Genomic DNA, 21,787 nt, shown 5'->3' with positions numbered 1-21,787 from the left:
CAAGATGGGCGCCGCGAGGGCCCGTGACCTAGAACAGGCCGACCGCGCCGCCGTCGTCGTCGACGTCCATGCGCATCGCGGCCGGTTCCTTCGGCAGCCCCGGCATCGTCATGACCGTGCCGGTCAGCGCCACAATGAATCCGGCACCGGTCTTGGTGATCAGATCGCGGACGTGCACCGTGAATCCCTTCGGGGCTCCGAGCATCGCAGGATCATCGGAGAAGGAGTACTGGGTCTTCGCCATGCAGACCGGCAGCCCACCCCAACCGTTGGCTTCGATCTCTGCCAGCCTCCGCAGCGCCGGCACTGAGAAGTCGACGCCGTCAGCCCCATAGATTTCCTGCACGATGGTCCTGATTTTTTCCTCCACCGAAAGCTCAAGCGGGTACAGGTGACGGAAGCTCTGCGGCCCTGCCAAAGCGGTCAGCACCTTCGCCGCGAGTTCGTCCCCGCCGGATCCACCGCCGCCCTGTCCCCAGACATCAGCCACAGCGGCTTCGATTCCTTCAGCAGCGCACCACTCGAGTAGCCAGTCCAACTCTTCTTCGGGGTCGGTTGCGAACCGGTTGATTGCCACCACCGGGGTAATACCGAACTTCTCCACGTTGTGGACATGGCGGCGCAGGTTGGCGACCCCCGACTCCAGTGCGGCCGGATCAGGCTTCCGCAGATCGGTCTTGGCCACACCGCCGTGCATCTTCAGGGCACGGATGGTGGCGACGATGACGACGGCGGCCGGCGCCACGTCCGCGTACCGCGCCTTGATGTCCATGAACTTCTCGGCACCCAGATCGGCTCCAAACCCAGCCTCAGTGACCACGATGTCGGCAAGTTGGCGGGCAGTGCTCGTGGCGATGACCGAGTTGCAGCCGTGTGCGATGTTGGCGAACGGGCCACCGTGGACGAGGGCGGGCGTACCGGCAATGCTCTGGACGAGGTTCGGTTTAATCGCATCCCGCAGGAGCAGGGTCAACGCGCCCTCCACGCCCAGATCCCCCACCGTCACTGGTTTACGGTCGAAGGTGTAACCGAACGTGATTTTCGCCAGCCGGTGCTTGAGGTCCTGCAGATCCGAGGCGAGACAGAACACCGCCATAATCTCTGACGCAACCGTGATGTCGAAGCCGTCCTGTCGGGGGGTGCCCTGTGTTGGCCCACCCAATCCAATCACCACCTCGCGCAGGGCCCTGTCATTCATGTCCAGGACCCGCTTGAAGGTGATCCGTCGCGGGTCGATGTTCAGCTGGTTGCCCTGGTAAATATGGTTGTCCACCAGCGCCATCAATGCGTTGTTGGCGCTGGTGACCGCGTGGAAGTCACCAGTGAAGTGCAGGTTGATGTCCTCCATCGGTAGGACCTGCGAATAGCCGCCCCCGGTGGCGCCGCCCTTCATGCCCAGGATCGGCCCGAGGGATGGTTCCCGCAAAGCGATCATGACATTACGTCCGCTTCGTGCCAAAGAGTCCGCCAGGCCAACCGTGCAGGTCGACTTTCCTTCACCGGCGGGCGTGGGGCTCATTGCGGTCACCAGAACCACTTTGCCGGCGGGCTTCCCGGGGTTTGGAAGCAGCTTTGCCGTATCGATCTTGGCCTTGTACCGACCGTAGTGTTCGAGTGCTGCGGCCGGTATGCCAGCTTTGGCAGCAATGTCGTCTATGGGTTGGATGGCTGCGTTACGGGCGACTTCCAGGTCGCTCGTTGGGGTGGGCAAAGACTTCATTGTCAACAGTCCTCTGGGCTTGTGGCGCGTCGGGAGTGAGTCCCATAAGGTGCCGCGGGTCTGGGCACAGCGTCAAATCTACCAGCGGCATCCGCGATTCAGCTGAGCCCGGACCGCCGCAACAGGTAGGCGATCATGGGTTCGTAGAGCCCTGGGGACACGTTGTCGTCAAGGGGAACCGCTACCTTGAGTTGCCCCTCTGCCTCGGAGACGAACAATCCCGGGTCGTTGCAGTCGGCGAACCCCACCGCTGGGATTCCTGCGCTGGCGGCGAACCCAGCCCAGCCGTGGTCGGCCACCACCAGGTCAGGGGTTGGCTCGCCGAGTTCCGCGAGCAGTTCGAGGCTAAGCTGCATTGGTTCCGGCGAGTGAGTGTGCGCCAGCCCGCCGTGCTGATGCCAGACCAGGACCCCGAAAAGTTGCCGGATGTCACCCTGCCTGAACTGTTGCCCCTCGGGTACCTCGACCACCGTTGCCCCGGCCCGGCGGGCCGCAGCGGCCAGGGCCGCATGCACCGGGAGCAGGCCTGCAGGGTGCCCGGTTGCGAAGAGGATGCGATGCCTGGCCGCCACAGCGGCTCCGAAAACGGACCCAAACCGGTCCAGCGCGGCCACGCACCGGGCCGAGTCGATGGTGTCCTGCCCCGTCACGTGGTTACGGTTCGGGCTGATCCCTACCCGGTCACTCATCAGGTCGAAAACCTCATCGAAGTTCCATGGGCGGGTGGTGCGGACACCAAACTCGAGGTGTTCGCTGCCCTCGAGGAATAGCTGCATGTGCCGCAGATTGTCTTCACGCGGGGTGGCTACCGCTCCAGTGATTTGGACAGAGTCAAGGTAGGCAGCAAGTTCGGTGGAGTTCACAGAACCATCCTAGGTGAACTCGTTTGCGGGCGAACGCCGCCGGGACTATCAGCGCGCTGCGGCTTCTTCGAACCGCTCGACGGCGGTGCGGTAGCTTTGCGCTGTCAGGAGCGCGGTACGCTGCCACCCGAAAGCAAGGGCGTGAATAGCGGCGCCCCTGCCAAGTGACGCGCGGGTCGCGGCGTCGTCGTACATGGTTTCAAGTGCAGCTGACCACAGCTCAGGGGTGTGACCGTTGACCAGGGTGCCGGTCCGGCCGTCGCTGATGGCCTGCGGCAGGCCTCCCACATTGGCGGCTAGCACCGGGGTGCCGCACGCCTGCGCCTCGAGCGCCACCAGCCCGAATGATTCAGTGAAGGAGGGCATCGCCACGAGGTCCGCCGCTCGGAACCAATGGGCCAGCTGGTTCGCCTGGACTGGCGGGTAGAGTCTCACCCTGTCCTGGAGCCCGACGTCGTCAATGAGGGGCTGCAACCGCAGTGCCTCCGCGCCGCTGCCCGAGCCCAGAATGCTGAGCTGCAACGGGATGTCCGGGCGACGTGCCGCGAGGTCGGCGGCGGCCGCGACCAGCACCTGCGGTCCCTTCAGTTTCTGGATTCGTCCCGCGAATACCACGTGAAAAGCGTCAGGCGCGAAATTGAGGGATGCCCGGGATTCGGTGCGTGACTCGGGGTTGAACGTCTCAAGATCAACGCCGGGCGCCACGATGTCCACTCTTTCGGGTGCAGCACCGTACAGGGATTCCAGCTCGGCTGCCTCGGTGGAAGTGTTGGCGATCAGGCGGGAGGCGCCATCGACAATTGCCTGTTCCCCGGCAACCCGGACATCCGGCTCCGGTGTACCACCAGCGTGCAGGCGAATGTTCTTGACGCGTGCCATGGTGTGCATCGAGTGCACCAGGGGAAGGTTGAGACTGGCCCCGACGGTAAGACCGACACTTCCGGAAACCCAGTAGTGGGAGTGGATGACGTCGAAGTGGCCATCCGCCAGGAGGTCGGTCACCTCGGCGATAGCATCGGTGAACGATTCGGACAGGCCCGGCAGTTGTTCCTTGGGAACCTTACGCTGCGGTCCCGCCCGAAGGTGTCTGACGATGACCCCCGGCGCGAATTCCTCGGAGTGCGGTTGCCCTTCGGAGGCTGCACGGGTGAAGATTTCGACGTCAATTCCGACACGAGCCAATTCCAGGGCCAGGGAACGCACATAAACATTCATTCCACCGGCGTCGCCAGCCCCCGGCTGATCCAGCGGGGAGGTGTGCAGGGAGAGCATCGCCACACGCTTTACCGGAGGCATAAGATCTCCTCTCCCCTGATTGCTCTCGAACTTGTCGAGCGCTTGAATTGTCTGACGTTTTGCCGCCGCTACTGACCATATAACGTGCCGTGCAGGCTGCACATTCCGTGTCATGCTGCAGAGTGCCGAATATTCGCGCGCGTTAAAGGCGGAAGCCCGCGCTGGGAAGCGCGGGCTTCTCGATTGGTGGGACTAATGACTTGCATCAGATCCTCCTTCGCGGGTGGTCAACAAGGTCAGAACCGGGCCATTCGCAGCGTGGATGAACCAGCTACTTGACGTACATGGTGTGCTGCGGCAGGACAAGACGGTCAACCGTGTCCCTCGCGACAGGCGGGGGTGGCTCGGGTATTCGTTTCCACAGGGACACACTGTCCCTGAGCTTCTTCAACATGATTTGCACCTCCTCTCGAGAGGCATAGTTGGGCATGACTGTGATTGGCGAATCGGGTATACCAGTTTCCGGATCCCCGGTGGCGGTGAAATTGCCAGCCATGATGAATTCGCCATGCGCCCGGATGGGGTTGCCGGGGGTAACTGGTGAGACGGCAGGGGAAGTGGAACTGGTCAGCAAAGTGGACACAGGGGTCTCCTGAATTTGATGGTGCAAAGGGAATCCTCAATCGAGGAGGGCGGGCAAACAGCGCACGCAGCAGGGCGGCGGAAACCGCCTGAGCATCAAAAGGGATACCGAAAATGGGTCGCCTCCCGCCAGGTGGGAGGGCGACCGAATCAGCAGCTAGCTAATGCGCAGCAACGGAGGCCGGACTGGTGTACGCGGTAAACGATCGGCGTAGCTTTGTATTCACAGTTCCCACCTCCCTTTCATCTAGTGCGCCAATAGAGACAGTGCCGAAATTCATCAAGCGATCACTCGATTGAGAACTCCCAATGGCACAAATCAAAAGTACCGCACGGGACGGTGATCGCCTAGGCTTTTGACTGACAATTCTCAAATGTTTTGCCCACCCCGGAACTTTCAGGGAGCCAGCCCCGTCTTCAGCCCGGTGGGCGCGTCCCGGGCTAGGCTGACAGCATCCTGCGACTGCAGGTCCTGACCAGTGAGATGGGGGCAGTCGTGGATAGGCTCCGAGAGCTCGACGGTCTGCGTGCCTTCGCGCTTTTCGGCATACTGACAGTGAATATCTGGTTCTTCGCCGACCCCTGGGCGTTCGCCGGAGACATCAGCCCCGACCATTCGTCGCCGGCGGACATTGCAGTCCGGTTCCTCGTGACGATGCTGTTTGAAGGCAAGTTCTACATACTGTTCGCGTTTCTCTTCGGGTACGGCTTCGCCCTGCAGGAGCGGGCCGCCGCCCGGGCGGGAGTGCCATTGGGGCCTCGCATGCTGCGCCGTTTGGCGGGGCTCGCGATGCTCGGGCTGGCTCATGGCTTCCTGCTGTTTTTCGGCGACATCCTGTTGACCTATGCAGTGATGGGGGTGGTGCTGTTCAGTTTGCGGACCATCCGAGCGCGGATGTCCGTCCTGATCGCGGCCGGTATTACCGTGGGCATGTCACTGCTGTTGACCCTGGTGGGAGCCTTCGTCGCTACTGTCAACAATCCAGTCGACGACGGCGTGATCCCCGCCCCGAGCGTTGCGGCCCTCACGGAAAGTCCGGGATCAGCCCTGGCAGCGAATGTGGAAAACTATCTCATCGCCCTTCCCTCAGTGATGCTTTTCCAGGGGCCCCTGTCCCTGGCGATGTTCCTTCTGGGTCTCGCCGCCGCCCGGAAAGGGATACTTGAGCGACCCCTGAGCAGTTCAACGCTGCGCCGGATTGCCATCGTCTGTCTGCCGATTGGGCTGCTCGCCGCTGGGGCCCAGTCCGCCTTGCTGTATTACGCCGACCACGACCGCTTTTCTCTTGTATCGACCGGCATCACCACGTTGACCGCGCCCCTCCAGACGGCCGGGTACGTGTGTTTGTTGTTGTTGGCTTTTCGTTCCCCGCCAGGACAAAACGTCCTGGGCGCGCTGGCTCCGGCGGGACGAATGGCGTTGACCAACTATCTGGGCCAGTCGCTGGTGCTCGTGATCGTGTTCACCGGTGTTGGGCTGGGGCTGACCAATGTCTTGCCGCCCGCCTGGGTGATGATGGTCGTCGTCGTCCTGTTTGGTGCCCAGGTGGTGCTGAGCCGACTTTGGTTATCGCGGTTTGGCATCGGCCCAATGGAGGCGCTGCTGAGACGCGTTACCTATTCGCCGCAGGAACGGCACCCTCCAGCCTGACAGGTTCACCCACCGGACGGCTTGAGTCGGGTGTCAGAGATTCCAGTGCACAATGGCGGGTGTCCGCTTATCCCATCCCAGTGCGCACACCGCCGCAGTACCGAGGACGAACCGTCGGCCCTGGCCGGGATCCATCTCCAGCCACCGCGCGGCGACCACCCGCAGGAAGTGCCCGTGCGCGACAAGCAAAACGTTACGGGCCGGGTGCGCGGAAGGATCCTGGTCTGCTGGGGTGCCGCAGCCGGCCTGGACCGTTGAGATGATCCGGTCAGCGCGCCCAGCAACCTGGGCGAGGGTTTCACCGTTCGGCACTCCGTCATTCCAGATCAGGTACCCGGGATTCTCCGCGCGAACCGTGGCGCTGTTGCGTCCTTCGTTGTCGCCGTAATCCCACTCGTGCGCATGCGGAAGAATCTCCGGATCAGGAAAGCCCGCCAAATGCGCGGTCCGGACCGCGCGCTGCAACGGTGAGGACAAAACAGCGTCGAACGTGATCCCTTTGAGGTGCCGTGCAGCGTCGACCGCCTGCTTTTCCCCGCTGGCGGTCAAGGGAAGGTCGGTGAGGCCCGTGTAGTTGCCGTCCCGGGACCACTCGGTTTCCCCGTGCCGCATCAGCCAGAGGTGCGGTAGTGGAGTTCCTGCTGGTGTCAGGTCTGGTGAGGCTGCGCCGGAGAGGCTCATGGTGTCGCCGACTCTGGTTGTGACGCCCACCAGGTGCGGAGCAACGCCTCGGCTTCTTCGGCCGACTGAGGTCCATGTTCCATTCGTTCCTCCAACAGGAATCGGTACGCCCGGCCAACCACCGGGCCGGGTTTGATGTTCAGTAGTCCCATGATCTGCGCTCCGTCGAGGTCCGGGCGAATGGATTCCAGTTCCTCCTGTTCGGCCAGCGCCTCGATTCGCGCTTCCAGGTCGTCGTAGGCGAAGGCCAACCGCTCTGCCTTACGCTGATTCCGGGTGGTGACGTCCGAACGCGTCAGCCGGTGCAGCCGTTCCAGCAGACTCCCCGCATCGTTGACGTACCGGCGCACCGCGGAGTCGGACCAACCGGCCTCCCCGTAGCCGTAGAACCGCATGTGCAGCTCCACCAGCCGCGACACAGCCTTGATCGAGTCGTTGTCGAAACGCAGGGCTTTCATCCGTTTTGCGGTGAGCTTGGATCCCACCATGTCATGGTGCCGGAAGCTGACCGCCCCGGAGGGCTCAAATTTACGGGTGGCGGGTTTGCCGACGTCGTGCATCAACGCAGCAAACCGCAGCACGAAGTCAGGCCCGGGGACGGCCCCGTCGGCGCCCGTCTCCAGGCGGCAGGCTTGCTCGAGCACAGTCAACGAGTGCTGGTAGACATCCTTGTGACGGTGATGCTCATCGATTTCCAGACGCAACGCCGCCACCTCGGGAAGCACGTAGTCGGCCAACCCGCTTTCCACCATCAGGTCAATGCCCCGTTGAGGTGCGTCCCCCAGGACCAGTTTCACCAGTTCGTCGCGGACCCGCTCGGCGGAGATGATGGTGATGCGTTGGGCCATGGAAGCCATCGCCTCGGACACTTCAGGGGCCACCTCGACCCCCAGTTGGGAGGCGAAGCGTGCGGCCCGCATCATGCGCAGGGGGTCATCCGAGAACGACGACGACGGTGCCCCGGGGGTCCGCAGCACCCCCGTTTTCAGGTCCCGGAGGCCCCCATAGGGATCCACCAGCTCCATCGATGGAAGCCGGAGCGCCATGGAGTTGATGGTGAAGTCACGGCGCAGCAGATCATCCTCCAGGGTGTCCCCGAAAGCGACAACCGGTTTACGGGACGCGGGGTCGTAAGCCTCCGCCCGATAGGTGGTCACCTCGATCATGAAGCCGCCCTTACGGAGTCCGATAGTGCCGAAATCTCTGCCGATCTCCCAGTAGGAATCGGCCCACCCGCGGATGACATTCAGGGTCTGGTCCGGTGTGGCGTTACTGGTGAAGTCGAGATCCGGGGAGGTGCGGTGCAGGAAGAGGTCGCGGACAGGCCCGCCCACCAGCGACAGTTCATGTCCGGCGGCAACGAAGAGCCGTCCCAATTCGGTAACAACCGGGGGGAGCGGAGCGGTAAGGGTTGAGTTGTCTAACAGGTGCACCATAGTGCTTAAAGGGTGCCAGATGCCACGGCAAATTCCACTATGGGGGCGGCCGGGGCCGGGGACGGCCGACACGCGGGTACCGGCCCAGCAGGACGGCGGAGCTTATGGATCGTCATCAACCGAAGCGAAAGATCGTTAGAGTGGACTGCATGGACCGTCCTGTTCCAAGCGCACCCAAGCGGACCCCGTTGACAGTGTCAATGGGCAGTGCTGGCGCGCCCCAGGTCCACCAGTCGCTGCCGACCGTCGAGGAAGTGTCAGCAGGCGGCATAGTGGTCGATACCTCCGATGACCAGCTCAACGTAGCGATCATTGCCCGGCTGAACCGTGGCGGCCGACTCGAGTGGTGCCTTCCGAAAGGTCATCCCGAAGGTAGAGAAAACAATTCCGAAGCTGCGGTGCGGGAAATCGAGGAAGAAACCGGCATCAAGGGCCGCATTCTTACTGCCTTGGGCAGTATCGATTACTGGTTCACCGTCAGTGGGCACCGCGTTCATAAAACAGTTCACCACTATCTCCTGATCTCCACTGGTGGCCGGCTCACCATCGAGAATGACCCGGACCACGAAGCAGTCGATGTGGCGTGGGTTCCCCTGGCTGAGCTGGGAAAGAAGCTCTCCTTCCCCAATGAGCGCCGCATCGCTGACCTGGCCCGGGAAGTCCTCCCGGACTACCTGTAAGTCCGCGTTATCGCCACGGGGCCAGTGGTGAGACGATAGACAACGATGTCGGACTCAAACACAGCCTCCCTCCCCGTGCAGGACGCTGGGGTACTGCCCAGCCGCCGCGCAATTCAATCTGGCGACACTGCTGCCACCTCAGCCGACGACGGCGCGCACTCTTCCACTGAAGCCCCGGATACAACAGCGCGCTCGAGCGCCATCATGGCGGCGGGAACCCTTGTGTCCCGAGTGCTCGGACTGGTCCGGGTGGCCCTCCTTGCGACGGCGCTCGGCGCCTCCGGCGGGGTGGTGGATGCATTCTCCATAGCCAATAGCCTGCCGAATTTCATCTATCTCATGGTTGCCGGCGGGGTGTTCAACGCCGTCCTGGTGCCGCAGATTATTAAAGCTACGCAAAACCCTGATCGGGGAGCCGACTTCATCAGTCGCCTCATTACCCTCGCTGTCATAGTCCTCCTGGTCCTGACTGCTTTGGTCACTCTCGCCGCACCCCTGATCATGACCCTGGTCACCGACTTTTCGGGTGAGCGTCTGGCGCTAGCCACCATTTTTGCGTATTGGTGCCTCCCACAGATTTTTTTCTATGGCCTCTACGCGATTATCGGTCAGGTCCTCAACGCCAATGGCTCCTTTGGCCCCTATATGTGGGCGCCGGTCGCAAACAATATCGTGTCAATTGCTGCGCTGGTGTCTTTCATTGTTTTGATGGGCTCGCAACTCGACAGCTCGCACACACCGGACTCGTGGACCTCGTCCCAGACACTGCTGCTCGCGGGAGGTACCACTCTCGGGATCATCATTCAGGCATTGGTTCTCTTCTGGCCGCTGAAGAGGCTCGGGCTGGGCCTCAAGCCAACATTCGGGTGGCGGGGGGTGGGATTGGGTCGCACCGGCAAACTGGCTTCCATCACCATCATCACCATGCTTGTAGGCAACGGCTTGTACCTGGTCAACATCCGTGTTGCCTCAATTGCCGCCGAAGCACGGCCGGACTATCTCGCCAGGGTGCCGCCGCAGCAGATTGCGGGACCCTTCAACCTTGACATCGGAACAATGGTGTACGTCCTGCCCCATTCCGTGATCGCCCTCTCTATCGCCACGGTGATGTTCAATCAGCTGGCGGCGGCCCATAGTCGCAACGATTTGGCCTTAATCAAGGAGACACTGTCACGTGGCCTTCGCATTATGGGGGTAGCAACAGTTTTCGGTGCGGCAGTTCTACTGGCGCTGGCAGTACCACTGGGGATGCTGTTCTCGGGTGGGATCCGACCGGACGGAGCACTCAACGCCGTGCTCATTTCCCTGCTGGCCATCGGGGCACCTTTCCTCAGTGCCAACTTCTTCCTGAACCGGGTCTTCTACGCGGCCGAGGACGCCGTGACTCCGCTACGCATCCAGCTCATCCTGTCTGTAATCGGGGTGGCGTTGGCATTGATATCCGGGACTTTTGCGCCGGAATACATTGTCCCACTGCTGGCTGTCAGCTACTCGCTGGGCAACATCATCGCCGTCGTCGTCAGCCACACGTTCCTGGTGCGCAAGATCGGCTCTTACGGTGCGGGCCGCGTCTACGATGTCCATGTTCGGCTTGTCCTCGCCGGGATGGCGTCCGCTGCAGTTGGTACCGGGGCGCTCTGGCTTTTCGGTGGCTACAGCATCGAAGGCTTTGTCTGGCAATCGGTCCTGGCCGCCTTCAGCGTGCTCGCCGTTTGTGGCACGCTGATGGCGCTTGTCTACCTGCTCATGCTCAAGGTTCTGCGCATTAGGGAGCTGGATGACTTCCTGGCTCCCCTCTTGTCCCGATTCACTCGCACCAAGTGAACTCGGCACCGGCATGCGAGCCGAAAACCCGCGGATCCACGGTACTGACCGGTAGCATTGGTGGGAATCATCTGCAATTGACTTCACGCGCTGAACAGGATGCTGTTCGTCGCCCGAGAATCCATTCATTCCACGGGAGGAACACGTGCCACAACCAGTAGACGTCGGATCAGTATTGGGAGGCCGCTACAAGGTCACCGCCTACGTACTGGCTTCTGCTGACCGGGACCTCGTGCTCGACGGTATGGACCAGGTATTGAATCGGCCAGTCAGCATCCTGGTCGCTTCAGCTTCCAACGCCAGCCAAATAGCCGCTACCGCCCGTGAAGTGGCCACTGGTGAACGGGCGGGGAACATCCAGGTCCTTGATCTGGGCGTCACCGACGAGAGCACCTATCTGGTCACCAACCGTGCCTCCCCAGCCGACTTGTTGGATCTCGTTGTCCCTCAGGATGCACCGTTTGTCGAACCATTTTTCACCGATACCCTTGGATCGGAAATCTTCGGCGGGCCCCGCTCCACCGAACCCGAGACTTACGATGACGACGACGATTACGACTACTACGACGACGACCAGCCCGAAAAGAAGTCCCGCCTGCCGAAGGCCCGGCTGCCGAAGTTCGGCAAGGGTGCCGCGGCTGCTGGCGCTGCGGGTGTCACTGCGGGAGCCTCCGGCGCTGACGCTGCCACCCCCGCCTCAGCCAACCCGGCGTCCGCTTCGTCAGCGGTTCCTCCGCCGCCGGCATCTGCGCCCCGCGGCAGCGACCAGCCCAAGGTGTCCCTCTGGTCAGAAAGCGACTACGACGCCGATGCAAAGCGGACAGACGATTCCGGCCGGGCCGCGTCACACTTTCCTGCTGCAGCCGCCTCCGGTGGCGGAGCACCTGAAGATTACGACGAATACGACACAGCTGAGGACGATGACGAGGGAAACAACCCGAAGTACACCCGGGTCCTCGTCGGAGTGGTGCTCGCGATCATCCTGGTGACCGTCGTTGCCCTGGCCGTCAACCAGCTCAGCAACTACTTTTCGCCTGACCCCCTAGCGGGCGCCGAGACCACCACCGCTCAGGTGGAAGAGGAACCGACCGACGACGTCGCAACCACCCCTGCCGAAGGCCCTGAGGAAACTCCAGAACCAACGGTGGAAGCAGTTGAGCCAGTCCCCGCGAATGTGACACGCCTCGTCCCCGATAATGCAGAGTTGAACGCCGAAACTGACGCGGACCTTCCCCTGATTATCGATGGTAATCCTGGCAGTTTCTGGGGCTCCCTCGTCTTCGCGAACGAGACTTTTGGCGGCTTGGCCCAGAGCATGGCTCTTGTCGTCGAACTCGAAGAGGAGTCGACCATCAGCCAGATCCAGATCGAGCAACTCAACGGCTCCGGTGGCAGTTTCACTGTCCTCCTCAATGATGAGCCGACCCTCGACGGCGCAGATCAGATTGCGCAGAGCTCCTTCACCGGGCCGACAATCAACATCCCTGTCCCACCAGGCGCGGAGGGCGAGCCCGCCACCGCTCAGTACGTCATTGTCAACCTCACCCAGCTTCCGCGTTTGACCAACGTTCAGGCCATCTTCCCCTGGGGCGTCCGGATAGCGGAGATCAGCGTCTCCTAAACTTCACCTTTTGTTGAGCGGTGCGCTTCGCGGACGGAATAAGCTTGACCCTGACGCGGTTCTTATAAATGACCGCTCAGCCGGGCCCCAGGCTCCTGTAGTGGTGTCAACAAAGGAAGGTCTACCAAACCCGTGAGTATAGAAACCGGCACAACCGGAACCAGCAGCACCGATCCACAGAAGATCCACGATGTGATCATTGTGGGCTCAGGACCGGCCGGATACACAGCCGCCGTGTACACCGCCCGCGCGAATCTGGCGCCTCTGATGATTGCCAGTTCCGTCAAAGCCGGCGGTGAACTGATGAACACCACGGATGTGGAAAACTATCCTGGCTTCCCTGAAGGTGTCATGGGACCGGATCTGATGGAGCAGTTCGAAAAGCAGGCCGTACGGTTCGGCACAGAGATACTGTTCGAAGATGTGACGTCGCTTGAGCTCTCCGGCGCGGTCAAGACGGTCACCATCGGCACAGGTGAGACTTTCAGCGCGCGATCCATCATTGTGTCTACCGGTTCCGAGTATCGTGAACTCGGACTTGAGGATGAGAAGCGTCTTTCAGGGCACGGCGTCAGCTGGTGTGCAACCTGTGACGGGTTCTTCTTCAGGGACCAGGACATTGCAGTGATTGGCGGGGGTGACTCCGCAATGGAGGAAGCCCTTTTCCTGACGAAATTTGCTCGCTCCGTCACAGTGGTCCACAGGCGAGACTCGCTTCGTGCATCCAAGATCATGCAGGACCGGGCATTGAGCCACGAGAAGATCCGCTTCATCTGGAACTCCGAGGTTGTGGGGATCGACGGCGACTCCAAGGTAACGGGTTTGCGCCTGGCTAGCACTGTAGACGACTCAACCCAGCATCTCCCGGTCACCGGGGTTTTCGTTGCTATCGGCAACGACCCTAGGGTGGACCTGGTACGGGGAGTGCTCGAGCTCACGACAGAAGGCACCATCGCTGTCCAGGGCCGCACATCCAAGACCTCCATACCCGGGGTATTTGCCGCGGGCGACGTGATCGACCCTACCTACCGCCAAGCCATCACTGCCTCCGGTTCAGGATGTGTTGCGGCAATTGACGTAGAGCATTACCTCGCTGACCTCGGGGACTCGGTTGAGACGGCGGCGGAAGTACCAACACCGCCAGCCGAACAGGTCTCTGAAGATGCCCACGTATCCAGCACCACCCAAGGAGAGTAGCTATGACTGCAAGAGAAGTCACCGACGCGTCCTTCGACGCCGATGTATTGAAATCAACAAAGCCAGTGCTCGTCGACTTCTGGGCCGAATGGTGTGGACCGTGCCGTAAGTTGTCGCCTATTCTCGACGAAATTGCCGGAGAACATTCGGAAAAGGTTGATGTCGTCAAACTCAACGTCGATGATAATCCGGCTACCGCTGCGAAGTATGGAATCACTTCGATCCCGGCCGTCTATGTGTTCAAGGACGGCGTAGTTGCAGCACAATCCATCGGTGCTAAGCCAAAGCAGGTTTTGGAGCAGGAATTCGCTGACTTCCTGAAGTAGGAAGCGTTTCGAGCCTGCACCTCTTTCCAGGGGCCATCACTTCTGTACGAAGTGGTGGCCCTTTTCACGCCTGCTGACTGTTTCACGTGAAACTGAATTGGACCCCGGAGCCATAGCCTCATCTTGGTAGGACTTTCAGCCGAGGCACGTCACGTGGTCGGACTGACATGGCCGACCCTGAAGGACGCTGCGTGATAATCAATATGGTGCAGCCCGTATGAAATGTACTTGCAGCAGCGAAGTAGACCGGCATCCTTCCACCCCATGACTTCTCGTAGCCAAAAGGTGCTATCAACGGATCCGTACCGCGCCGTCGCGCGAAATCTCACTCCGCGTCCCGTGGAGACAAACGGGTCCGCATCGACCGGTCTCTTAGACCCGCGCATGGCACTGGAACTAAACAACTCAGGCCCCGCCTTCTGCACAACATCTCCGGCCTCGCGGGGTGACATCTCCAGCCTGACTCCGTGACCTTTCAGCTGACTGCTAGCTTCACTCAGGTCACCACAGATACTAGTCACGGCTCGGGATTCTTTTGTGGCGTCCACAATGTTCCACGTGAAACGTTCGGTTCTGTGGAAGGCCTCGTGTCATGCCGCATAAGTGGATGCCAGCTGCCAGGATCCAGTCCGGTCCCGTGCATCGGAAAGGCGGGCCCACACGGGACGCCGGAAAGGGTCGTTGCTAGTGCAGCAACGACCGGATACCCGTAGATCGACCTTTATAGCTAGCGCGGCGCCCTCAAGTGGACAAATGTTGCTAAATAACCGTCTTTTGGTGGAATACGGATGGATACTGACGCGGGGACGCTCAAGTCGAATTCGCCGCTCTCCTAAGACTGCAAAGATCACGAAGGATCCGATGAGATCCGAGTATGTCTTCCCACGCGGGGTGGGAACCTCCGACCATGGAAACCTCGCTACCAGTCGTCCCTGAGTTGGTTCGTATTCGAAGTTGTGACCCAGCCTGCGCATCCCAGGCCAGAAGACACTTGTTCCACGTGAAACATCTTCTCTGCCAGCTACAGGCTAAATAGGAGTCAAAGGGGCGCCAGCTGCCAGAAATCGCCAGAAATCCTAGCCATGGTGGAACTCCCGCTAGCGTGGCGACCCCTGATGTCGCTGATAGGCAACTTTCGGCCTGCGCGGCACCCAGTGCACCGGGTAGGTACAACAATCCCGTCAGGTGTGGGGAGAACCGCAGGGCAATATTAGGGACCCTTACGGCAGTTGTGTTTCCCCCCTGGGGAAGGACCCTCTAGGGCTTCTCGTCTAGACCTCACTTCTCGCTAGCTGCCGTCCACGTGAAACGTCGGAGGGGACGGTCGTTTCACGTGAAACGACACCGTGCGGCGCCTTGGTACTCCAGAGCGCTCGGAGCGAAGTGACCGGGAGTCAATTCAGAAACGCTAGACGCTGCATCAGGGCAAAAGAACTGTCGGCGAATGCGAACGCGGCCAGAGATGAGGCGTGAAGTTGTCGTATGACGACCATTGCCCACTATTCGGCTGGTTGTGGATCGAATTGGACTAGGGCAGCTTCGAACACAACAAGAACACCCTCATGTTCTGTGTCTCAGTCCGGGAGAAGCTGCCGAATGTGCAGCCTATCGGTGACTAAAGGACGGCTGTTTCACGTGAAACCGAAGATTCCTGCCCCGGACCAGCAACGTTGTACAACAGCGCTCACAATAGGGGCAAAGTGCTACCGATTCAGCAAGGTTATGGACAGCACACGGCAACCATGGCTAATCTGACCTGTTTCACGTGAAACCTGCCGCCCTGCGGATCTATGTATCCAGCACGTCCATGAGGTCCACTGCACAAAAGGGGGCCTGTCACGCCTGATATCTGAAAGTCCTGGCTACATTCCGGGGGCAAATTGGCACCGAAACACACAGAGTCTTGCCCCCCAGATGGAGATCTCTTGATTTTTCTAACCCACTTCCCAAGGCACTACCCGAAACATCCAACTCTTTTGGGCAACCTTTACCGCCTTGCTGACATGTTTCACGTGAAACAGCGCATATCTAGCCCGGATATCTAGGCCTAGGAGGCCCCCGAGGTACCGAGAACTCCCATAATGCGGTTGAGGTCGTCGACGCTGGCGAATTCGATGCTGACCTTCCCCTTACGGGCGCCCAGGGTGATCTTGACGCTGGTGTCAAGACGGTCTGAGAGGGAGGATGCTAGATAATCCAACCGTTCATGCCGAGCTCCGGCGCGTGGCGTGTTCGGCTTCACCGGGCGGCGCAGCCCATCGTTCATTGAGACGAGCTCTTCCGTGGTGCGCACGGACAATCCCTCAGCGACGATCTTCTGAGCCAGCTTTTCCATCTCAACCTGATCGCCTAATCCAAGCAAGGCCCGAGCATGTCCGGCCGAGATAACGCCAGCAGCAAGGCGCCTCTGGACTAGCGGTGGCAACTTCAGCAGACGGAGGGTGTTCGATATTTGCGGGCGCGAGCGACCAATGCGTTCTGCGAGTTCGTCATGAGAACAACCAAAATCGTCCAGCAATTGCTGATATGCTGCGGCTTCTTCAAGTGGATTGAGTTGACTACGGTGCAAGTTCTCCAGGAGGGCATCCCTGAGGAGATCGTCGTCGGTCGTCGATCGGATGATTGCCGGCACCATTGCAAGGCCAGCTTCTCTGGTTGCGCGCCAGCGCCGTTCACCCATGACGAGCTCGTAGGGCTGTTCCCCACCCTCCGTCGAAGGGCGGACAACAATAGGCTGGAGCACTCCGATTTCGCGAATTGAGTTAACAAGTTCGGCCATCTCGTCGTCGTCAAAGACACTTCGAGGCTGTTTCCGATTCGCGTGGATGAGGTTCACGGGGATCTCGGCAAATGTCGCGCCAGGCACCGCGACCAAATTCGGGTCTGCTGGCTGCGGTGCTGTTTCACGTGAAACGTTCTCCGGAGTGCGGTCTGAATCCGCCTCTACAGAAGGGCTAGCGTCCTCCACCTCCACCACCTGATCTTCCAGCGGGCCGGAGGGTTCACCGACAGTGGGAATGTTTTCGGTCGTGAGATTAGACGAGGTGGGAGTAGACTCGACGACCGCGGGGGGCACCTCAACCGCTGTATCTTCTCCGGATTCCTCGGCTGCGCTTTCGCTGGCAACCCTTTTGGGAACCCGCGTGGCTTTCTTCACAGGCGTTCGTTTGGAGCCCCGGGTAGAGGCCGTAAGCGCATCCTTGTTGATTCCAGAAGCGGGTCGCTGTGAACGCGCAGACCCCGAGACGGAATCCTCCGCCTCCTCCCTGGGCGGTGCTGATGGGAAAAACAGATCAGCCGGCCGCCCGCTGCGCGGCGTCACAGAGTCTATCCCCGAGGTCTCTTCGTTCGACGGGGCGCTTGGAATGAGAGCTCCCAGTCCACGTCCCAATCCGCGTCGCTTTTCGGCCATGACCAGGTCCCTTCAAAAGTGCAGAGCAATCCGCATCGGGTGATTATTGATACCCACACTACTGCGGGAAGTGCTGAAACGGCTTGAGGCTAGCTATCCGCGCAGGGCGATTTCCGAAGCTGCTTCAAGGTAGGACAGAGCACCGCTCGAGGACGGGTCGTAAGTAATCACCGTCTGTTGGTAACTCGGCGCCTCAGAGATCCTGACCGAACGCGGTACGACGGCCTTCAAAACCTGCTTGGGAAAGTGCTCTCGCACCTCCGCAGCCACCTGCGCTGCAAGGTTTGTCCTACCGTCATACATTGTCAGCAGGATTGTAGATACCACTAACTCAGCATTGAGGTGCTTTTGGATCATCTCAATATTCTTCAGCAGTTGACTGAGACCCTCCAATGCATAATATTCGCACTGGATTGGTATCAGAACCTCCTTCGCGGCCACAAAGGCGTTTACCGTGAGGAGGCCCAGGCTTGGGGGACAGTCAATAAAGACATAGTCCAACCGTTCGTCACCACGGTCTTCGCGCTCCTGAGAGTAGAGGTCAATGGCCCGCCGCAGGCGCTGCTCCCTGGCCACCAGCGATACCAGTTCGATCTCCGCGCCGGCAAGATGGATGGTTGCAGGAGCACAAAGGAGCTTCGGAACATCAGGACACGGGACTACGACTTCCCCGAGGGGGAGGTCATCGATGAGCACGTCATAGATACTGTCGACTTCTGCATGGTGCGGAATCCCCAGGGCCGTGGATGCATTGCCCTGAGGGTCGATATCGATGACCAGCACATTCAGGCCCGCTGCCGCGAGTGCTGCGGCAATGTTGACAGTGGTCGTGGTTTTCCCCACGCCACCTTTTTGATTGCTCACCGTCAACGTGCGGGTAGCACTAGGTTTGGGAAGGCTACGCCCGCTCAGTTTTTCCCTGCGACGGTTCTCGCTGGCCAACTCCCGTGCCAGGGGTGTGCTGTCGTCCATCGCGTCCATAACATTCCTTGGTGATGCGCTAGGGGTAATCGTTTGGGCAGGAACCGGTGCCGCCTGGGAACTGGACACCATAAAAGTGGTTTCACGTGAAACAATTCCCATATTTGCCGGATCAGCAAACACTTCTGGTTGTATTTCGCCAAGAGTGACAGCTAACTGCGACCCTGCTGATAGCAAGGATTGACTTCGCTTCGCAGCGTCTTTTGTTGTCACGCAGGATAACTCGCTTTCAGCATTCCGGGGTCGGTCCTACTTCTAGAGTACCGGTCACTGGCTCGAACGAACCTCGGGACAAGCGCTATTGGTGAAGATTCGAAGGGGCTGTAAGCAGACTACCCAACGGTGATACGGACGACCGTAGTTGGTTGGTCCAATACTCCGGCACCGACCTGTACTACAGAGGTATTCCGGCCACCTAGCTTCCGGATCAGTTTCGCGGCCTTTTTGACTTCCTCAGCAGCACTTTGTCCCTTGATCGCCAACACCTGACCGCTTCCAGCCAGAATGGGAATCGTCATTGTCGCAAGGCCCCCCAGCGCGGATACGGCCCGAGCAGTAACGACGGTTGCCGAGACCTTCCCTACAGCCTCCTCCGCGCGTCCGCGAAACACCTTGACATTGTCAAGACCTAGATCGGCGACTACCTCATTGAGCCAGGTGACACGACGCTCGAGTGGCTCGATAAGGATGAAGGACAAGTCGGGGCGGGCGATAGCCAACGCTATGCCAGGCAATCCGGCACCGCTGCCGACATCTGCCACCACAGCCCCTGCTGGGAACAGTTCGGCAGTCACTGCGCAATTCAAGACGTGGCGGCTCCATAACCGTGGAACCTCTCGCGGGCCCAGCAGACCACGTTCAATACCGGTCGTCGCCAGATGCTCTACGAAGCGCTCAGCCAAGCCGAGGCGGTCACCGAAGATTGATCGGGCAGCTGCAAGTTCTGATTCACTAATTTCCACCATCAGGTATGCCTCGACTCCCGGATTCCTAGGAATCCGCCGGTGAGACAACGATATGCCGCCCGGACCCTTCACCTTCCGACTCGCTGATCGAGCCGAGCTCCGCGACCACATCATGAACGATCTTGCGCTCATATGCAGACATAGGCTCCAGGGCGACCTCCTCGCCCGATTCCTTGGCCTTGTTCACCGCATCCACCGCAATGGTGCGTAGCTCTTTGCCCCGCACCTCACGAAACCCGTCAATATCGAGCACCAGTCGTGACCGGTTGTCCGTCGATGTGAGAACCGAGAGCCGAGCCAGTTCCTGCAGAGCCTCCAACACCTCACCATCTTTTCCAACCAAACCGCTTAGTGCGCCACCGTCTGGATCCTCGGAGACGATAGAGATGTAGGTACGCCCGTTCCGAACCTCAATGTCGATATCTCCGTCGATATCGGCGATGTCCAGTAGCTCCTCCAGGTAATCCGCTGCAACATCACCCTCATCCTCGAGCCGACTGATAGTTGCCGATGAATCACCGGCCTCGCCAGCTGAGTCGACCACTTCTTCCACGCCGTCCGCCGGTGCACTCTCAGCTGTCATTTTTTCTTCCTGTTCTTACGCTGGGGCTGTGTGCGCTGACCCTTGGTCTCAATGACCTCTTCAGACGCTGGATCGGCGTTCTTCTCGCCAAGCAGGGGGGTCATCGGAAGCCCCTTCTTCGCACGTCGCTCGGCAAGCGCCTTCGCCGCAGGCGACCCTGGAGTGGGCATTTTTCGGATCACATAGAACTGCTGAGCCATCGTCCAGATGTTGGTCGTGGTCCAGTAAATAAGCACGCCAATCGGAAAGTTGATACCGCCAATACCAAACACCAAAGGCAGGATGTACAGCATGAGCTTTTGCTGACGCATAAAGGGGCTTTGCATTGCCTCTTCAGACATGTTCTTCGCCATGATCTGTTTCTGCGTTATGAACTGTGACCCGGTCATCGCCAAAATCATGATCACCGACAGAATGATCACGCTGACGTTCGCGTTGTCCCCAAAGCTGCCCAGGAACGTGGACGAAAGAGGTGCGCCGAATATTGATGCGTCATCGAACTGCCGGACTTCTTCGGTGGTCATGGCACCGATTGTTTCCCCAGTCTCGGATGCCTTGGACACACCGTTGAGCACCGTGAAAAGTGCAAAGAAGAACGGCATCTGGATCAGGATGGGGAGACAGGCCGCGAACGGGTTGGTGCCATGCTTCTTATACAGCGCCATCTGCTCTTGGGTCATCGCCTGCCGCGACAGCTGGTCTGTCTTACCCTTGTATTTCTTCTGCAGTTTCCTCAGATCAGGCTGGAGTGCCTGCATGCCGCGCTGAGCTTTAATCTGTTTGACGAAAACTGGGATGAGGGCCGCACGGATCACCACCACGAGACCCACGATGGACAGGGTCCAGGTCCAGCCAGACGCCGCGTCCATGCCGAGGAAGGTGAAGCCGTCGTGGAAGAACGTCATGATCCACGACACCAACCACTGGAACGGGAAGAGGATCGTATTGAAGAAGTCCATAGCTATTTGCTCCTCAGGCCGCCGAGCGGCTTTCGTCATCAGCGGGAATCACAGGATGATTCAGCACAACAATTTTGGGTATTTTTCCGTCCGGGAACGATCTTCCGCCGGCAGGCACGTGATCCACCCCGCCGTCGTTCCAGGGATGGCAGCGGCAGATCCGACGAACGGCAAGACTGCCGCCCTTGACCGCTCCATGGACCGTCACTGCTTCCAGCGCGTAGGCGGAGCAGGAGGGGAAAAATCTACAGACCTGGCCATATAGCGGGGAAATAACCACCCGATAAGCCTTCAAAACAGCGATCATCGCGTTCCCGGGGAATTCACGGAGCAGCGAAACGCCAGAGGCAGCCGTGGTCATGTGCTGCCTCTCTTCCTGCTGGATGCCGAATCAAGTGCCCGGTCGAAGTCACTAGCGAGCTGACTCCAGGTTGCATCAGCGGCAGGCGGCAGCGCTCGAACCACCACCGCCAATCCACTGGAATGCCGGGATAAGGCTGACGCAGCCATTTGTCTTAGTCTCCTCTTAACGAGGTTTCGTGTCACTGCGTTCCCCACGCCCTTTGAGACGATGAACCCGAACCTGCTGGGTTCATCTGCGGAGGTAGTTACCGCATATAACACCAAGTTCCGGCGCCCAGAGCGGGAGCCGGAACGTACGGTATAGGTGAAGTCGGAGGCCGTTCGGACCCTGTTGATTCGAGTCAACATGTCAAAGTGTCCGAACCGGCCGGGTTGCCGTGGCGTTATGTATCGCCTGGCGAACCCACGTCTTCAAGCTAGCTGGGGCTGCTTATGCTGACAGCTCGGTGCGGCCTTTGCCGCGGCGCGCTGAAAGGATGGCTCGGCCGGCGCGTGTGCGCATCCGAAGGCGAAAACCGTGCTTCTTAGCCCGGCGGCGGTTATTCGGCTGAAAGGTCCGCTTGCTCACTGTATTTACTCCAAGACAATCTTAGGATGCGTCCGGTCCGTTGCTACAAGGGGGAAGAACAGACTGGCGATTCGACGTT

The 21,787-nt window shown here is 60.0% G+C and carries 20 protein-coding genes; 6 read left to right on the top strand and 14 right to left on the bottom strand.

Annotated features, from left to right (window positions below):
- Positions 1–28: 28 nt before the first annotated feature.
- The 4 genes from ACX80T_RS01455 to ACX80T_RS01440 form a co-directional block, all read right to left on the bottom strand.
- Positions 29–1,720 (bottom strand): formate--tetrahydrofolate ligase, encoded by a 1,692-nt coding sequence (locus ACX80T_RS01455; RefSeq protein ID WP_019482068.1) that lies wholly within the window; start codon positions 1,718–1,720, stop codon positions 29–31.
- A gap of 98 nt (positions 1,721–1,818) precedes the next feature.
- Positions 1,819–2,583, bottom strand: coding sequence for a phosphatase (locus ACX80T_RS01450; RefSeq protein WP_019482067.1), 765 nt, complete (start codon positions 2,581–2,583; stop codon positions 1,819–1,821).
- A 48-nt stretch (positions 2,584–2,631) separates the two neighbouring features.
- On the bottom strand, positions 2,632–3,879 hold the full coding sequence (gene mshA, locus ACX80T_RS01445; RefSeq protein ID WP_024475647.1) for a D-inositol-3-phosphate glycosyltransferase: 1,248 nt from the start codon (positions 3,877–3,879) through the stop codon (positions 2,632–2,634).
- Positions 3,880–4,150: 271 nt separating this feature from the next.
- Positions 4,151–4,462 (bottom strand): hypothetical protein, encoded by a 312-nt coding sequence (locus ACX80T_RS01440; RefSeq protein ID WP_019482065.1) that lies wholly within the window; start codon positions 4,460–4,462, stop codon positions 4,151–4,153.
- 495 nt (positions 4,463–4,957) lie between these two features.
- Here ACX80T_RS01440 and ACX80T_RS01435 point away from each other — a divergent pair, with 495 nt between their 5' ends.
- The gene (locus ACX80T_RS01435; RefSeq protein ID WP_162148010.1) at positions 4,958–6,112 is read left to right on the top strand and encodes a DUF418 domain-containing protein; all 1,155 of its coding nucleotides are present in this window, start codon (positions 4,958–4,960) and stop codon (positions 6,110–6,112) included.
- A 33-nt stretch (positions 6,113–6,145) separates the two neighbouring features.
- Here ACX80T_RS01435 and ACX80T_RS01430 read toward each other — a convergent pair whose 3' ends face one another.
- Together ACX80T_RS01430 and ACX80T_RS01425 are read right to left on the bottom strand one after the other, a co-directional pair.
- Positions 6,146–6,793, bottom strand: a complete 648-nt coding sequence (locus tag ACX80T_RS01430) for a histidine phosphatase family protein (RefSeq protein WP_050994851.1) — start codon at positions 6,791–6,793, stop codon at positions 6,146–6,148.
- Positions 6,790–8,229, bottom strand: coding sequence for a CCA tRNA nucleotidyltransferase (locus tag ACX80T_RS01425; RefSeq protein ID WP_024475649.1), 1,440 nt, complete (start codon positions 8,227–8,229; stop codon positions 6,790–6,792). Before ACX80T_RS01425 ends, ACX80T_RS01430 begins: the two co-directional genes overlap by 4 nt.
- A gap of 149 nt (positions 8,230–8,378) precedes the next feature.
- Here ACX80T_RS01425 and ACX80T_RS01420 point away from each other — a divergent pair, with 149 nt between their 5' ends.
- The 5 genes from ACX80T_RS01420 to trxA all read left to right on the top strand — a co-directional run bounded on the left by ACX80T_RS01420 (position 8,379) and on the right by trxA (position 13,877).
- Positions 8,379–8,909, top strand: coding sequence for an NUDIX hydrolase (locus tag ACX80T_RS01420; RefSeq protein WP_024475650.1), 531 nt, complete (start codon positions 8,379–8,381; stop codon positions 8,907–8,909).
- A 45-nt stretch (positions 8,910–8,954) separates the two neighbouring features.
- Positions 8,955–10,733: a murein biosynthesis integral membrane protein MurJ gene (gene murJ, locus ACX80T_RS01415; protein WP_019482060.1), complete on the top strand. Its 1,779-nt coding sequence runs from the start codon at positions 8,955–8,957 to the stop codon at positions 10,731–10,733.
- 145 nt (positions 10,734–10,878) lie between these two features.
- Positions 10,879–12,354: a hypothetical protein gene (locus ACX80T_RS01410; protein ID WP_024475651.1), complete on the top strand. Its 1,476-nt coding sequence runs from the start codon at positions 10,879–10,881 to the stop codon at positions 12,352–12,354.
- Positions 12,355–12,486: 132 nt separating this feature from the next.
- Positions 12,487–13,551, top strand: a complete 1,065-nt coding sequence (gene trxB / locus ACX80T_RS01405) for a thioredoxin-disulfide reductase (RefSeq protein ID WP_019482058.1) — start codon at positions 12,487–12,489, stop codon at positions 13,549–13,551.
- Positions 13,552–13,553: 2 nt separating this feature from the next.
- Positions 13,554–13,877: a thioredoxin gene (gene trxA / locus ACX80T_RS01400; protein ID WP_019482057.1), complete on the top strand. Its 324-nt coding sequence runs from the start codon at positions 13,554–13,556 to the stop codon at positions 13,875–13,877.
- Positions 13,878–15,924: 2,047 nt separating this feature from the next.
- Here trxA and ACX80T_RS01395 read toward each other — a convergent pair.
- From ACX80T_RS01395 to rpmH, 8 genes are all read right to left on the bottom strand, one after another.
- On the bottom strand, positions 15,925–17,289 hold the full coding sequence (locus tag ACX80T_RS01395) for a ParB/RepB/Spo0J family partition protein (RefSeq protein ID WP_459303532.1): 1,365 nt from the start codon (positions 17,287–17,289) through the stop codon (positions 15,925–15,927).
- A gap of 93 nt (positions 17,290–17,382) precedes the next feature.
- Positions 17,383–18,342, bottom strand: a complete 960-nt coding sequence (locus tag ACX80T_RS01390; RefSeq protein WP_192813065.1) for a ParA family protein — start codon at positions 18,340–18,342, stop codon at positions 17,383–17,385.
- A gap of 260 nt (positions 18,343–18,602) precedes the next feature.
- Positions 18,603–19,235, bottom strand: coding sequence for a 16S rRNA (guanine(527)-N(7))-methyltransferase RsmG (gene rsmG / locus ACX80T_RS01385; RefSeq protein WP_459303531.1), 633 nt, complete (start codon positions 19,233–19,235; stop codon positions 18,603–18,605).
- Positions 19,236–19,260: 25 nt separating this feature from the next.
- Positions 19,261–19,818, bottom strand: coding sequence for a Jag family protein (locus ACX80T_RS01380; RefSeq protein ID WP_024475656.1), 558 nt, complete (start codon positions 19,816–19,818; stop codon positions 19,261–19,263).
- Positions 19,815–20,777, bottom strand: coding sequence for a membrane protein insertase YidC (yidC, locus tag ACX80T_RS01375; protein WP_019482052.1), 963 nt, complete (start codon positions 20,775–20,777; stop codon positions 19,815–19,817). Before yidC ends, ACX80T_RS01380 begins: the two co-directional genes overlap by 4 nt.
- A 13-nt stretch (positions 20,778–20,790) precedes the next feature.
- Positions 20,791–21,138, bottom strand: coding sequence for a membrane protein insertion efficiency factor YidD (gene yidD, locus ACX80T_RS01370; protein ID WP_024475657.1), 348 nt, complete (start codon positions 21,136–21,138; stop codon positions 20,791–20,793).
- Positions 21,135–21,488: a ribonuclease P protein component gene (gene rnpA / locus ACX80T_RS01365; RefSeq protein WP_083850837.1), complete on the bottom strand. Its 354-nt coding sequence runs from the start codon at positions 21,486–21,488 to the stop codon at positions 21,135–21,137. The genes yidD and rnpA overlap by 4 nt, the downstream gene beginning before the upstream one ends.
- 82 nt (positions 21,489–21,570) lie before the next feature.
- The gene (gene rpmH, locus ACX80T_RS01360; protein ID WP_022892375.1) at positions 21,571–21,708 is read right to left on the bottom strand and encodes a 50S ribosomal protein L34; all 138 of its coding nucleotides are present in this window, start codon (positions 21,706–21,708) and stop codon (positions 21,571–21,573) included.
- Positions 21,709–21,787 lie beyond the last annotated feature (79 nt).

It is taken from the genome of Arthrobacter sp. Sr33 (assembly GCF_054511195.1).
This window is presented reverse-complemented; position numbering and strand designations above follow the sequence as displayed.